The 13315-nt window shown below is 70.9% G+C and carries 12 protein-coding genes; 9 read left to right on the forward strand and 3 right to left on the reverse strand.

Going from position 1 to position 13315, the window contains the following annotated elements; translation table 11 throughout:
• Positions 1-40: 40 nt before the first annotated feature.
• A complete protein-coding gene (locus tag ACZ5VD_RS03365) occupies positions 41-823 on the reverse strand; it encodes an IclR family transcriptional regulator (RefSeq protein WP_468552756.1) in 783 nt (260 codons plus the stop codon).
• 100 nt (positions 824-923) lie between these two features.
• Here ACZ5VD_RS03365 and ACZ5VD_RS03370 point away from each other — a divergent pair, with 100 nt between their 5' ends.
• From ACZ5VD_RS03370 to ACZ5VD_RS03405, 8 genes are all read left to right on the forward strand, one after another.
• Positions 924-1874, forward strand: coding sequence for a 5-dehydro-4-deoxyglucarate dehydratase (locus ACZ5VD_RS03370; RefSeq protein WP_468680447.1), 951 nt, complete (start codon positions 924-926; stop codon positions 1872-1874).
• A gap of 44 nt (positions 1875-1918) precedes the next feature.
• The gene (locus ACZ5VD_RS03375) at positions 1919-3208 is read left to right on the forward strand and encodes a glucarate dehydratase family protein (RefSeq protein ID WP_468680951.1); all 1290 of its coding nucleotides are present in this window, start codon (positions 1919-1921) and stop codon (positions 3206-3208) included.
• A gap of 408 nt (positions 3209-3616) precedes the next feature.
• On the forward strand, positions 3617-4759 hold the full coding sequence (locus tag ACZ5VD_RS03380; RefSeq protein ID WP_468552758.1) for a carbohydrate kinase family protein: 1143 nt from the start codon (positions 3617-3619) through the stop codon (positions 4757-4759).
• 654 nt (positions 4760-5413) lie between these two features.
• On the forward strand, positions 5414-6472 hold the full coding sequence (locus ACZ5VD_RS03385; RefSeq protein WP_468552759.1) for a PhoH family protein: 1059 nt from the start codon (positions 5414-5416) through the stop codon (positions 6470-6472).
• A gap of 13 nt (positions 6473-6485) precedes the next feature.
• Entirely contained in the window at positions 6486-6983 is a 498-nt protein-coding gene (gene ybeY / locus ACZ5VD_RS03390) for an rRNA maturation RNase YbeY (RefSeq protein ID WP_468552760.1), read from the forward strand.
• Positions 6980-8290 (forward strand): hemolysin family protein, encoded by a 1311-nt coding sequence (locus tag ACZ5VD_RS03395; RefSeq protein WP_468552761.1) that lies wholly within the window; start codon positions 6980-6982, stop codon positions 8288-8290. The genes ybeY and ACZ5VD_RS03395 overlap by 4 nt, the downstream gene beginning before the upstream one ends.
• Complete coding sequence (locus ACZ5VD_RS03400) at positions 8287-8646, forward strand: MmcQ/YjbR family DNA-binding protein (RefSeq protein ID WP_468552762.1); 360 nt, start codon at positions 8287-8289, stop codon at positions 8644-8646. The genes ACZ5VD_RS03395 and ACZ5VD_RS03400 overlap by 4 nt, the downstream gene beginning before the upstream one ends.
• A 234-nt stretch (positions 8647-8880) precedes the next feature.
• A complete protein-coding gene (locus ACZ5VD_RS03405) occupies positions 8881-9234 on the forward strand; it encodes a cytidine deaminase (protein WP_468552763.1) in 354 nt (117 codons plus the stop codon).
• A gap of 104 nt (positions 9235-9338) precedes the next feature.
• Here the strand turns inward: ACZ5VD_RS03405 and ACZ5VD_RS03410 are convergent, their stop codons facing one another.
• Complete coding sequence (locus ACZ5VD_RS03410; RefSeq protein WP_468680448.1) at positions 9339-11039, reverse strand: alpha-amylase family protein; 1701 nt, start codon at positions 11037-11039, stop codon at positions 9339-9341.
• Positions 11030-12034 (reverse strand): TIGR03885 family FMN-dependent LLM class oxidoreductase, encoded by a 1005-nt coding sequence (locus ACZ5VD_RS03415; RefSeq protein WP_468552765.1) that lies wholly within the window; start codon positions 12032-12034, stop codon positions 11030-11032. Before ACZ5VD_RS03415 ends, ACZ5VD_RS03410 begins: the two co-directional genes overlap by 10 nt.
• Before the next feature lie 637 nt (positions 12035-12671).
• On the opposite strand from ACZ5VD_RS03415, the gene ACZ5VD_RS03420 reads away from it, so the two are divergent.
• Positions 12672-13148, forward strand: a complete 477-nt coding sequence (locus ACZ5VD_RS03420) for a hypothetical protein (RefSeq protein WP_468680450.1) — start codon at positions 12672-12674, stop codon at positions 13146-13148.
• Positions 13149-13315 lie beyond the last annotated feature (167 nt).

Consider the following 13315-nt stretch of genomic DNA (forward strand, 5'->3'; position numbering starts at 1 on the left):
GCCGGGTAAACGAGCTGCCCTTCCCAGGTGAACGGGGTTGTCAGCGCCAGTGCGGCGCGCCCCCCGCGCCGGGTGCCGTCGCCTCGACCTTGCCCCTCATCTCCCGCATCACCGCGACGATCCGCACCTCGTGCTCCGGCGTCAGCCGGGCCACCGGCACCGAGCAGCTGATCGCGTCCTGGGCGGGGGAGTCGTAGCGCAGTGCGAAGCCGAAGCCGACGATGCCGACGACGCCCTCCTCGCGGTCGACGGAGTAGCCGCGCGCCCGTACCTCGGCGAGGTCCGCCAGCAGCGAGTCCCTGGTGGTGCGGGTGTTGGGGGTGAGTGCCCGGTACGGCCCCTCGGGCAGCTCGGTGTCGTCCCGCTCGGCCAGCAGCGCCTTGCCGAGGGCGCCGACGTGGGCCGGCAGTCGGCGCCCGACCCGGCTGATGGTCCGCAGGTACTCGTGGGACTCGCGGGTCGCCAGATACGCCACGTCCCGGCCGTCCAGGCGCCCCAGGTGGATCGTCTCGCCCAGCGCCTGGGACGCCTCGTCGAGATAGGGCCGCGCGGCACGCACGCGCGGGTCGGAGTCGAGGTAGCTGGTACCGGTGAGCAGGGCGTGGATGCCGATGCCGTACAGCGAGCCGGTGACGTCGGTGCGGACCCAGCCGCGCGAGATCAGGGTCTGCAGCAGCGCGTACATGGAGCTGCGCGGCACGCCCAGCTCGTCGGCGAGTTCCTGGAGCCGCGCCGGACGGTCGCCCCGCGCGGCGAGCAGGTCCAGCAGCTCGACCGTGCGCGCGGCCGACTTCACCTCGCGGACGCCCCCTGTCTCTGCCATGGGTCGATCGTAATCGGGGCGACCGGACCATTGACGGAACCCGTTCGCGTATCTAACCTCCATTCTCATACGTAGATGACGTCTACATAGGGAGATGGCAATGGCCAGGGTGAGTCCCGATACGGACGCGGTGACGCGTCGGCTGCGGGAAGGCATGGAGAACGGCGTGCTGTCGTTCCCGCTGACCAGCTTCCACGACGACGGCACCCTTGACCCGGACGGCTATCGCGCCTACGTCGCCGACCGCATCGCCACCGGCCCCGGCGCCGTCTTCCCCGCCTGCGGCACCGGCGAGTTCTTCTCCCTGGACGAGGACGAGTACCGCCAGGTCGTCACCATCACCGTCGAGGAGGCCGCCGGGCGGGTGCCCGTCGTCGCCGGCATCGGCTACGGCTGGGCCCAGGCCTCCCGGTTCGCCCGCATCGCCGAGGAGGCCGGCGCCGACGCCCTCCTCGTCCTGCCGCACTACCTGGTCGCCGCCCCACAGGACGGACTGGTCGCCCAGCTGGAACAGATCGCCGCCCGCACCCGGCTGCCGCTCATCGCCTACCAGCGCGGCCAAGTCACCTTCACCGCCGCCTCGTTGAAGCGCATCGCCGCCATCCCGACCGTCATCGGCGTCAAGGACGGCCACAGCGACCTCGACCGGCTCCAACGCCTCACCCTCGCCGCCCCCGAGGGCTTCCTCTTCTTCAACGGGGCCGCCACCGCCGAGATCCAGGCCCGCGCCTACGCCACCGTCGGCATCCCCGCCTACTCCTCCGCCGTCCACGCCTTCGCCCCCGAGATCGCCAACGCCTTCTTCACCGCGTTCCAGAGCGGCGACGCCGGCACGGTCGAGAAACTGCTGCGCGACTTCTACGTCCCCCTCGTCGAACTCCGCGACCGGGTCCCCGGCTACGCCGTCTCCCTGGTGAAGGCGGCGGCCCGGCTGCGCGGCCGTCCGGTGGGACCCGTGCGCGCCCCGCTCACCGATCCCTCGGCCGGTGACCTCGCCGACCTCAGGATGCTGCTGACCGCCGGACTCGACCTCGTAGGAGCCTCCCTGTGAGCCACCCCGTGAACCACTCCGCGCATCCCTCCGCAGACCCGTCCGTGAACCTCACCATCACGGACGTACGGCTGACGCCGATCCTGGTCGCCGACCCGCCGCTGCTCAACACACAGGGCGTGCACCAGCCGTACACGCCCCGGCTGATCGTGGAGGTCGTGACCGCGGACGGGGTCACCGGCGTCGGCGAGACCTACGGCGACACCAAGTACCTCGAACTGGCACGGCCGTTCGCGGAGAAGCTCGTCGGCCGTCAGGTGTCCGACCTGAACGGCCTGTTCGTCATCGCCGACGAGGTGGACGTCGACGGCTCCCGGGTCCTCGGCCAGGTCGACGTCGGCGGACTGCGCGGCGTCCAGACCGCCGACAAACTGCGCCTGTCCGTCGTCTCCGGCTTCGAGGTCGCCTGCCTCGACGCCCTCGGCAAGGCCCTCGGTTTGCCCGTCCACGCCCTGCTCGGCGGCAAGCTCCGGGACGCCGTCGAGTACAGCGCCTACCTCTTCTACAAGTGGGCCGACCACCCCGAGGGCATCGCCTCGGAGAAGGACGACTGGGGCGCCGCCCTCGACCCGGCCGGGATCGTCGAGCAGGCCCGCAAGTTCACCGAGCGCTACGGCTTCACCTCCTTCAAGCTCAAGGGCGGCGTCTTCCCGCCCGACGAGGAGATCGCCGCCACCCGGGCGCTCGCCGAGGCCTTCCCCGGACACCCGCTCCGGCTCGACCCCAACGGGGCCTGGAGCGTGGAGACCTCACTGAAGGTCGCCAAGGAACTCGGCGACGTCCTCGAATACCTGGAGGACCCGGCGCTCGGCACGCCCGCCATGGCCGAGGTCGCCGCACAGACCGACGTACCGCTCGCCACCAACATGTGCGTGACGACCTTCGCCGAGATCCAGGAGGCCTTCACCCGGGGCGCCGTGCAGGTCGTGCTCTCCGATCACCACTACTGGGGCGGACTGCGCAACACCCAGCAACTCGCCGCGGTCTGCCGCACGTTCGGTGTCGGCGTGTCCATGCACTCCAACACCCACCTGGGGATCTCACTGGCCGCGATGACCCACGTGGCGTCCACCGTGCCCAACCTCCACCACGCCTGCGACTCCCACTACCCGTGGCAGTCCGAGGACGTCCTCACCGAGCGGCTCACTTTCGAGGGCGGGTCCGTGACGGTCTCCGACGCGCCCGGACTCGGTGTCGAACTCGACCGGGAGAAGCTGGACTTCCTGCACCGGCGGTGGCTCGACGACGACGGTGCGCTGCGGGAGCGGGACGACGCGGCGGCGATGCGGGTCGCCGAGCCGGGATGGGAGACACCCGCCGTGCCCCGCTGGTAGCGCCGGGTTCCTTTCCCGCCTCCCCCCGCCGCCCCTCCCGCCCCCGCCCGTCCCGTCACCAGAGGACGCCGCCCCCTCGCCCCCCGTTCCGGTGGCCGGCCCCCGTACCCCCCGCTCCCCGAACGCCGGAGGGGCTGGAAACGCCGGAGGGATGGCGTCCCTCGCCGTCTCCGTGTCGCCGCGTCGAGCGTCCCGCCGGTGTGGGGCGGTGGGCGCGACGGCCGGATCCGGACACAGCCGCGGCGGAGCCCGGGGCCGTTCGCCACCCCGGAGGCCACACCGGGCACGGCCCGGATCCGCGACGGCCCGGCGCGGACCGACGCGACCTGCGGTGACGGTGTGACGACGGCGGGTTGTCAGTGGCGTGGTGCAGACTGGCCTGAACGGCACCACGTCAGGGAGCGCACCGTGATCGCGTCCACCGCGTCCATCGGAAAGGGACCTTCGCGCCGCGGAGAGGCCGGGCACCGCAGGGCCCAGGTCGACCCGCTCACCGCCGTGCGCACACCCGAGGACCCGCCCTGGGACGTGTACCTCACGGGCACCGTCTTCCTCGACATCATCTTCACCGGGCTCGACTCCGCCCCGGTGCGCGGGACCGAGTCCTGGGCACGCGGCATGGGGTCGAGCCCCGGCGGCGTGGCGAACATGGCGACCGCGCTGGCCCGCCTCGGCCTGCGGACCTCCCTCGCGGCGGCGTTCGGCGACGACCACTACGGCGAGTACTGCTGGGACACGCTGGAGACCGGCGAGGGCATCGACCTCGCACCGTCCCGCACGGTCCCCGGCTGGCACTCCTCGGTCACCGTCTCCATGGCGTACGAGGGGGAGCGCACGATGGTCTCGCACGGCCACGAGCCACCCCCCGAAGAGCCCGCCCCCGACTGCCCGCCCCGCGCGCGTGCCGCCATCGCCTCCCTCACCCCGGGCCAACGCGCCCCCTGGATCGCCCAGGCCGCGAGCAAGGGGGCCCGGATCTTCGGCGACGTCGGATGGGACGACACCGGGGCGTGGGACCTGGCGGGGCTGGCCGACCTGGAGCACTGCGAGGCGTTCCTGCCGAACGCGGAGGAGGCCATGCGGTACACGGGCACCTCGTGCCCCCGCGCGGCGGCGCACGCCCTGACCGATCACGTTCCGCTGGCCGTCGTCACCCTGGGCGCGGAGGGGGCGTACGCGGTGGACCGGCGGACGGGGGAGACCGCGGAGGTCCCGGCCATCGCCGTCGACGCGCTCGATCCGACCGGCGCGGGGGACGTGTTCGTGGCGGGGTTCGTCACGGGGACGCTCGCGGGCTGGCCGCTGGCCGACCGGCTGGCGTTCGCCGGCCTCACGGCCGCGCTGTCCGTCCAGGAGTTCGGCGGATCGCTCTCCGCGCCCGGCTGGTCCGAGATCGGGGCGTGGTGGCGCAAGGTCCAGTCGGTGGCCGAGCAGGACCCGACGGCCCTGCGGCGCTACGGATTCCTGGCGGGCCTGGTACCGGACGAGGCGGCCCGGCCGTGGCCCCTGCTCAGGGCGGTACCGACGATCGGCTTCGGCCGGTCGGCATGACCGCACCCGGGCGGGCCGGTGAGCCCACCTTGGACCCCCCTGGACAGCCGGGCACTCCAGGGCACCCAGCACCCGGCCACACCAGCCGCCGGACGGCCGAGCAGGCGGACACCCCCGAACACCCGGCAACACCGGGTACTCCAGGCGGGCGGCCGGGCACCTCAGGCGGCTGAGCGGCCGGGCACCTCGGTGAGGCGGGCACTCCCCGGCACCTGGGCCCCGGGCCTTCAGGCGGCCGGGCGGCTGGGCCGCTGGGCACCTCGGGGAGGCGGGCACCCCCAGGCACCCGGGCCTTCAGGCGGCCGGGCACCCCCAGGCACCCGGGCCTTCAGGCGGCCGGGCACCCCAGGGAGGCGGGCACTCCCCGGCACCCGGGCCCTCAGGTGGCCGGGCGGCTGCGCGGTCGGGCGCCCCGGGGAGGAGGTCGCTCCCAGGCGCCTGGGCACCCCGGGCCCTCAGCCGGGCAGGCGGGCACTCCCACCGGGTGTCCGAGGCGGGCGGTCGGGCAGCAGGGGTGACGGGCAGGCGGGGAGACGGAGGGTGCGGAAAAGGCCTACGGCGTTGTCAGTCCACCGTCGTACCCTTGGGAGCGCGAGGCCGCTCTCAGCTACGCGGCCGTGACGAGGAGGATCCGCAGGCCTTAAGCGCCGGCCCATGACTCAGACACCCACAGCTCACACACCCGCGCAGGGTCAGGCGAGTGCCCACTTCACCGTCCCCGCCCAGCACCCCATGGTGGCCTTGCTGGGGTCCGGCGACACCCTGCTGCGCGTCATCGAGAGGGCCTTCCCGGCGGCCGACATCCATGTCCGGGGCAACGAGGTCAGCGCGGTCGGCGACGCCGCCGAAGTCGCTCTCATCCAGCGACTGTTCGACGAGATGATGCTGGTGCTCCGCACCGGACAGCCGATGACGGAGGACGCAGTGGAACGCTCGATCGCCATGCTGAGAGCCAGTGAGAACGGCGAGAGCGACGGCCAGGAGACCCCGGCCGAGGTGCTCACGCAGAACATCCTCTCCTCGCGCGGCCGCACCATCCGCCCCAAGACCCTCAACCAGAAGCGGTACGTCGACGCGATCGACAAGCACACGATCGTCTTCGGCATCGGCCCCGCCGGCACCGGCAAGACCTACCTCGCCATGGCCAAGGCGGTGCAGGCCCTGCAGTCCAAGCAGGTCAACCGCATCATCCTGACCCGCCCCGCGGTGGAGGCGGGAGAACGCCTCGGCTTCCTCCCGGGCACCCTCTACGAGAAGATCGACCCGTACCTGCGCCCGCTGTACGACGCACTCCACGACATGCTGGACCCGGACTCGATCCCGAAGCTGATGGCGGCGGGGACGATCGAGGTGGCACCGCTGGCCTACATGAGGGGTCGTACCCTTAATGACGCCTTCATCATCCTGGACGAGGCCCAGAACACGAGCCCCGAGCAGATGAAGATGTTCCTCACCCGGCTCGGCTTCGAGTCGAAGATCGTGATCACGGGTGACGTGACGCAGGTGGACCTGCCGAGCGGCACGAAGTCGGGTCTGCGGCAGGTGCAGGACATCCTCGAAGGTCTCGACGACGTCCACTTCTCCCGCCTGACGTCCCAGGATGTCGTCCGGCACAGGCTGGTCGGCCGTATCGTCGACGCGTACGAGAAGTACGACAGCGAGAACGGTACGGAGAACGGCACCCACAAGGGCGCCGGTAACAAACGGAAGTAGAGCCGGCACCACCATGTCGATCGACGTCAACAACGAGTCCGGAACCGAGGTCGACGAGCGGGCGATCCTCGACATCGCCCGCTACGCGCTCGCGCGGATGCGCATCCACCCGCTCTCCGAGCTCTCGGTGATCGTCGTGGACACCGACGCCATGGAGCAGTTGCACATCCAGTGGATGGACCTGCCGGGGCCGACCGATGTCATGTCCTTCCCGATGGACGAGCTGCGTCCGCCGTCGAAGGACGACGAGGAGCCCCCGCAGGGGCTGCTCGGCGACATCGTGCTGTGCCCCGAGGTCGCCGAGCGGCAGGGCAAGGAAGCGGACACCCGGCACTCCATGGACGCGGAGCTCCAACTCCTCACCGTCCATGGCGTGCTGCACCTCCTCGGCTACGACCACGAGGAGCCCGACGAGAAGGCCGAGATGTTCGGTCTGCAGGCCGCCATCGTGGACGGCTGGCGCGCGGAGAAGGGCCTGACCGGCCCGTCCCCGGCCCCGACCGTCTCATGAGCCCCACCCTCGTCTCCGGCGCGATCGCCCTGGTCGTCGCCGCCTGGCTCGCCGCCTGCGCGGAGGCGGGCCTCGCGCGCGTCTCCAGCTTCCGTGCCGAGGAGGCCGTACGGAACGGCCGCCGCGGCAGCGCGAAGCTCGCCCAGATCGCCGCCGACCCGACCCGCTATCTGAACGTGGCGCTGCTGGTGCGCGTCGCCTGCGAGATGGCCGCCGCCGCGCTCATCACCTACGCCTGTCTCCAGCAGTTCGACGGGACCACCGAGGCGCTGCTCGTCGCGATCGGCGTCATGGTCCTGGTGTCGTACGTCGCGGTCGGTGTCTCCCCGCGCACCATCGGCCGCCAGCACCCCCTGAACACGGCGACGGCGGCGGCGTACGTCCTGCTGCCGCTCGCGCGGATCATGGGCCCCATCCCGTCCCTGCTGATCCTCATCGGCAACGCGCTCACCCCCGGCAAGGGCTTCCGCCGCGGCCCCTTCGCCTCGGAGGCGGAGCTGCGGGCGCTGGTCGACCTCGCCGAGAAGGAGTCGCTGATCGAGGACGAGGAGCGCCGTATGGTGCACTCCGTCTTCGAGCTGGGCGACACCCTCGTGCGGGAGGTCATGGTCCCGAGGACCGACCTCGTCGTCATCGAGCGTTACAAGACCATCCGGCAGGCGCTGACCCTCGCGCTGCGCTCCGGTTTCTCGCGGATTCCCGTCACCGGGGAGAGCGAGGACGACATCGTGGGGATCGTGTATCTGAAGGACCTGGTCCGCAAGACGCACATCAGCCGGGACGCGGAGAGCGAGCTGGTGTCGACGGCGATGCGGCCGGCCGCGTTCGTGCCGGACACCAAGAACGCCGGTGACCTGCTGCGCGAGATGCAGCAGGACCGCAATCACGTGGCCGTCGTCATCGACGAGTACGGCGGTACGGCCGGCATCGTCACCATCGAGGACATCCTTGAGGAGATCGTCGGCGAGATCACCGACGAGTACGACCGTGAGCTCCCGCCGGTGGAGGAGCTGGGCGACGACCGCCACCGGGTCACGGCCCGCCTCGACATCACCGATCTGGGCGAGTTGTACGGCCTGGAGGAGTACGACGACGAGGACGTGGAGACGGTCGGCGGGCTGCTGGCGAAGGCGCTGGGCCGGGTCCCGATCGCCGGGGCGTCGGCCGTGGTGGAACTCCCCGACGGGCGTGAGCTGCGACTGACCGCGGAGGCCGCCGCGGGCCGCCGGAACAAGATCGTCACGGTGCTGGTGGAGCCGGTGGGCCCGGTCGGCGCTCTCGTGGAGAAGGAGGCGAAGGCGGAGTGAGACCGCAGGAGTTGCGCGCTTTCTGTCTCTCCTTCAACGCGGCCGTGGAGGACTTCCCCTTCCGGCCGGAGGTCTCCGTCTTCAAGGTCGGCGGCAAGCTCTTCGCCCTCACGACCCTCGACGCCCTGCCCCTCACGGTCAACCTCAAGTGCGGGCCGGAGGACGCGCTGCGGCTGCGGGAGGAGCACCCCGGTCTGATCGTCCCCGGCTATCACATGAACAAGCGCCACTGGAACACGGTGACGGCCGACGGCGACCTTCCGGACCGGCTGGTCAAGGAGCTCGTCGAGGACTCGTACGACCTGGTGGTGGCGGGACTTCCGCGTGCGGAGCGGCTGCGCCTGGACCGGCCCTGAGTCCCTCGTCCATCCCGGACAACGGCGAAAGCCCCGCCCCGCGTGCTGCGGGGTGGGGCTTTCGACTCGGAGCGCCGGGCAGGCCTTGCACCTGCATTTCCCCGCAGGAAGCGGGGCGTCTTTCCTTGGACGACCAACGCGCGAACGGTTACCGGGTGTTCCGGTGACCGGCTCAAGATCAATCGTACCGCATCCGGTGGGTGGTCTCGCCAGGGTTCTCCGTATGCTCGCCTCATGACCGACAGCAACGCGCTCGACCCCGAGGACCGCAAGATCGTGACCCTGGCCCGTTCGGCGCGGGCCCGCAACGGTGTGCCCGAGGGGGCGGCCGTGCGGGACGAGACCGGGCGGACGTATGTCGCCGGGACCGTCGCGCTGGACTCGCTGAAGCTGAGTGCCCTGCAGACGGCGGTCGCGATGGCGGTGGCCTCGGGTGCCACGTCCCTGGAGGCCGCCGCGGTGGTGACCGACGCGGAGTCCGCGACGCCTCAGGACCGGGCGGCCGTACGGGATCTGGGCGGGCCCGGAACGCCGGTGCTGGTGGCGGGGCCGGACGGTGTGGTGCGGGCGACGGTGCTCGCGGGCTGACCTGGCGTACACGGCCTGGCGGTGCCCGCGAGAGCGGCACGGCGCGTTCGAGGAGTGCGTGCTCCTGCTGCTCCTGCCGCACCGGCCGCGGTCCTGCGGCTCCTTCAGCCGGAAGCGACCCGATCGGGATCGTCGGCCGGGGTGCCGGCGCGCAACCACCGGTACCCGTAGGCGGGCAGTTCGACGCGGAGCAGACCGTCGTCGGACACCGTGAGACCGGCGTGGCCTTCGTCGAGGAGGTCGGTCAGCCTGGCTCCGGGCGCCGTCTCCGGGAGCCGCAGTTCTACGGTGCGGGGGCGGCCCGCGAAGTTGTGCAGGGCCAGGACCCTCCCGTCGGAGGTGCTGTTGAGGTGGGCGAGCACGGCCTGATCACCCGTCTCCACCAGGCGGTACTCGCCCCAGGCGAGTTCGGGAGCCTCCCGGTAGCGCTCGACGAACAGCCGTATGCGGCTCAGTAGCGAGCCGGGGTCGCGGCTCTGCTCGTACACGTTGACCTTCTGGGGTGCGAACGCCCCGTCCGCCAGCGGGTTGGGGAAGGTGTCCGGCTCGGCGATGGAGTAGCCGGCGCCTTCCTGCGGGGTCCACTGCATGGGGGTGCGTACGGCCTGGCGGCCCTCCGCGGCCAGGTTCTCGCCCATGCCGATCTCCTCGCCGTAGAAGAGCACGGGGGTGCCGGGCAGGGTGAAGAGCAGGCTGTAGGCGAGTTCGACACGGCGGCGGTCGCCGTCGACCATGGGGGGCAGCCTGCGGCGCAGTCCCCGGTCGTACAACTGCATGTCCTTGTCCGGGCCGAAGGCGGCGAAGACCTCGGCGCGTTCGTCGTCGCTGAGTTTGTCGAGGGTGAGCTCGTCGTGGTTGCGGACGAACGTGGCCCACTGGGCGTCGCGCGGGGCGGCGGGGCGGTCGCGCAGTGCGGCGGCCAGCGGACCCGCCTCCTCGCGAGCCATCGACAGGTACATCTGCTGCATCCCGACGAAGTCGAAGCACATGGTGAGTTCGTCGCCGCGGTCCGAGTCGGGGTCGCCGAAGAACCGGGTGAGGTCGCCGTAGGGCAGGTTCACCTCGCCGAGCAGGATCGACTCGCCGTTGCGGCGGCCGAGGAAGGCGCGCAGGTCAGCGAGGTACTCGTGCGGGTCCGGCAGCGCCCCGGCGTCGTTCTGCCCGTCCGTCTCCAGCAGGAACGGCACGGCGTCGACCCGGAACCCGGACAGCCCGAGCTGCGTCCAGAAGCCCATGACGCGGGCTATCTCGTCCCGTACCGCGGGGTTGGCGACGTTGAGGTCGGGCTGCTGCTTGTAGAAGCGGTGCAGGTAGTACTGGCCGCTGCCCTCGTCGTACTCCCACAGGCTGTCCTCCGCGTCGGGGAAGACCACGCCTTGGGGGCTGTCCTCGGGGGGCTCGTCCTGCCAGACGTACCAGTCGCGGTGGGCGGAGTCCCGGCCGGAGCGGGCGTCCTGGAACCAGGGGTGGGCCTCGGAGGTGTGGTTGACCACGAGGTCGGCGATGACGCGGATGCCGCGGTCCTTGGCGGTGCGGACGAACTCGGTGAAGTCGCCGAGGGTGCCCAGCCGGGGGTCGACACCGTAGAAGTCGGTGATGTCGTATCCGTCGTCGCGTTCCCGTGTCGGGTAGAAGGGCATCAGCCACACGCAGGTCACGCCGAGGCGCACCAGATGGTCGACGCGCTGGGTGAGGCCGGCGAAGTCGCCGATCCCGTCGCCGTTGCCGTCCTGGTACGTCTCGACGTCGAGGCAGTACACCACCGCGTTCTTCCACCACAGGTCGGAGGTACGAGTCAGACGCATCGGTACTCCTTCGCCGTGGCGGGAAGCGGGCGGGTCACGTCGAGCCGGGGCAGTACCTCGGCGCCGAACGTCTCGATGAACGAGGCCTGTTCACGGCCCACGTGGTGGAGCATCACGGTGTCGAACCCGAGCTCGGCGTACTCCTGGAGCCAGGCGGTGTGCCGGCCGAGGTCGGAGGAGACGTTGACGGTGCCCGCCACCTGTTCGGGCGTGACGTGCTCGCTGACGATGTCGAACAGCTCCGTGGAGTCCAGGTCCCAACTGGCCGGGGGTGTGTGCACGTTGGTGCGCCACTGGTCGTGCGCCAGCGCCAGGGCGTGGTCCTCGTCGGGCGCCCAGCTCAGGTGCACCTGGAGATGCAGGGGCCCTCGGCCGCCCGCGTCGCGGTAGGCGCCGGCGATCTCGCGCAGTCGCTCGGGCGGGGCGTTGACCGTGATGAGGCCGTCCGCCCACTCGGCGCACCAGGCGGCGGTGGCCGTGCTGCACGCGGCTCCGACGAGCGGCGGCACATCGGGCGGCAGCGTCCACAGGCGGGCCCGGTCCACGGTCACCAGTCCGTCGTGGCTGACCTCCTCCCCCGCCAGCAGTGCGCGGATGATGTCGACGCACTCCCGCAGGCGTGCGTTGCGTACGTCCTTGCGCGGCCAAGGGGCGCCGGTGATGTGCTCGTTGGAGGCCTCACCGCTGCCGAGCGCCGCCCAGAACCTGCCCGGGTACATGGACGTGAGGCTCGCGATCGACTGGGCGATGATCGCGGGGTGGTAGCGCTGTCCCGGCGCGTTCACCACGCCGAACGGCATCCGGTCGGTGGCCTGGAGAGCGGCGCCGAGCCAGGACCAGGCGAATCCCGACTCTCCTTGGCGGACACTCCAGGGCGCGAAGTGGTCCGAGCACATGGCGGCGGTGAATCCCGCACCTTCTGCCTGCACCACGGCGTCGAGCAGGTCCGCGGGCGGGATCTGTTCGTGCGAGGCGTGTAATCCATAGACGGTCATGCCGCGCCGGGTACCCGCCGGAGTGATCCTCAGCGAAGCAGTCACGGCGCGTCGCCCGTCCCGTTGTACGCAGACGCGACCGGAGGGCCTCATTCCAGCCATGGAGCGGGTGTTCCGCCCGGCTGCGGCTCGGCCGAAGACCCGGCCAACTGCCCGGCACTGGCCGAATCCCGTTCGGTGGTCGAGACGATTCGCACCCGCCCCGCCTTCCCGTAGGCCGAACCGGCCGCACACGGTGAAAAGGATGTCGCCCGGTCGGATCCGGGCCGTCCCTCGGTGCGGATGTATTCGAGCCCGCGATCGTAGCTCTCGTTTTCTTACGCAATGGAAATGCGGCGCTGGATGTCTGAGCATGGCGATCAAGTGCGAGTGCTGTGCTCGTTCTGAAATTCGCGTAAGTGAAGAGAGAGTGTGATTTTCGTTGGCCCTGCCTTCTTTGGCGGTTCGGGAAACAGGGAGCAGTTTCGGAATTCGCCGTCGATTTCGCGATGTGCCGAAAGGCGTTCGCGTGTCCTGTTTGTAGCAATGGGGGAGTCGTGACCGGCCGAATATCACCCTTGCCGCCCTCCGTCCCATGCGCCTCAATGGGACCACCAGATCTGACGGAGTATCAGATCTGTCGGAAGGGAGTCCCCCCATGAAAGGCAAGCGACTAGGAACAGGAGCGGCCGTCGCGGTCGGAGCGCTCGCGCTCACCGGCCTCGCGTTCGCCCCCACGGCCGTGGCCGTCACCCCGGACACCGCCACCATCACCGCCGACTGCGGCGCCTTCGGCGGTGGCGAAGCCACCCTGACGGCGACCCAGGACGGTACCGCCGCCACCCTCACCCTCAGCTCCACCGCGATCACCGCACCGATCGCGCTGGGCGAGGACTCGATCAGCTCCACCCTCACCCTGGTGAACGCCGCCGGCGGCAGCACCGCCTTCACCGGTACCGAGAACCCGGCCATGGCGGCCGGCGACCCGGTCACGGTCGGTCCGCTGGACGGCACCGTGGCCTCCGGCGACAGCCTGGAGGCATTCGGCGGTTCCCTGCAGATGACCGTCTTCGGTATCACCATCACCTGTTCGGCGACCGGGCCGCAGTCGCCGAGCCCCTTCGTCTTCGACTGACCCGACACGCACGACCAACCCCCCACACCAACTGAGCCGTCGGTTCCCGGCGTTGACACCATGCACAACAAGCAGCCCGGGAACTGACGGTCCATCAGTTCATCGTCGCGTCTCCATTGACTTCTCACGCGATCCACACGTCAATGCCCCCTGTCGGCGCAGAAGAG

This window comes from Streptomyces sp. NPDC032822 (assembly GCF_055578825.1).

Excerpts from the sequence above, each read along its gene's own strand:
- ACZ5VD_RS03365 (WP_468552756.1), bottom strand. The coding sequence starts at position 823 with ATGGCAGAGACAGGGGGCGTCCGCGAGGTGAAGTCGGCCGCGCGCACG.
- ACZ5VD_RS03370 (WP_468680447.1), top strand. The coding sequence starts at position 924 with ATGGCCAGGGTGAGTCCCGATACGGACGCGGTGACGCGTCGGCTGCGG.
- ACZ5VD_RS03385 (WP_468552759.1), top strand. The coding sequence starts at position 5,414 with ATGACTCAGACACCCACAGCTCACACACCCGCGCAGGGTCAGGCGAGT.
- ybeY (WP_468552760.1), top strand. The coding sequence starts at position 6,486 with ATGTCGATCGACGTCAACAACGAGTCCGGAACCGAGGTCGACGAGCGG.
- ACZ5VD_RS03395 (WP_468552761.1), top strand. The coding sequence starts at position 6,980 with ATGAGCCCCACCCTCGTCTCCGGCGCGATCGCCCTGGTCGTCGCCGCC.
- ACZ5VD_RS03405 (WP_468552763.1), top strand. The coding sequence starts at position 8,881 with ATGACCGACAGCAACGCGCTCGACCCCGAGGACCGCAAGATCGTGACC.
- ACZ5VD_RS03410 (WP_468680448.1), bottom strand. The coding sequence starts at position 11,039 with ATGCGTCTGACTCGTACCTCCGACCTGTGGTGGAAGAACGCGGTGGTG.
- ACZ5VD_RS03415 (WP_468552765.1), bottom strand. The coding sequence starts at position 12,034 with ATGACCGTCTATGGATTACACGCCTCGCACGAACAGATCCCGCCCGCG.
- ACZ5VD_RS03420 (WP_468680450.1), top strand. The coding sequence starts at position 12,672 with ATGAAAGGCAAGCGACTAGGAACAGGAGCGGCCGTCGCGGTCGGAGCG.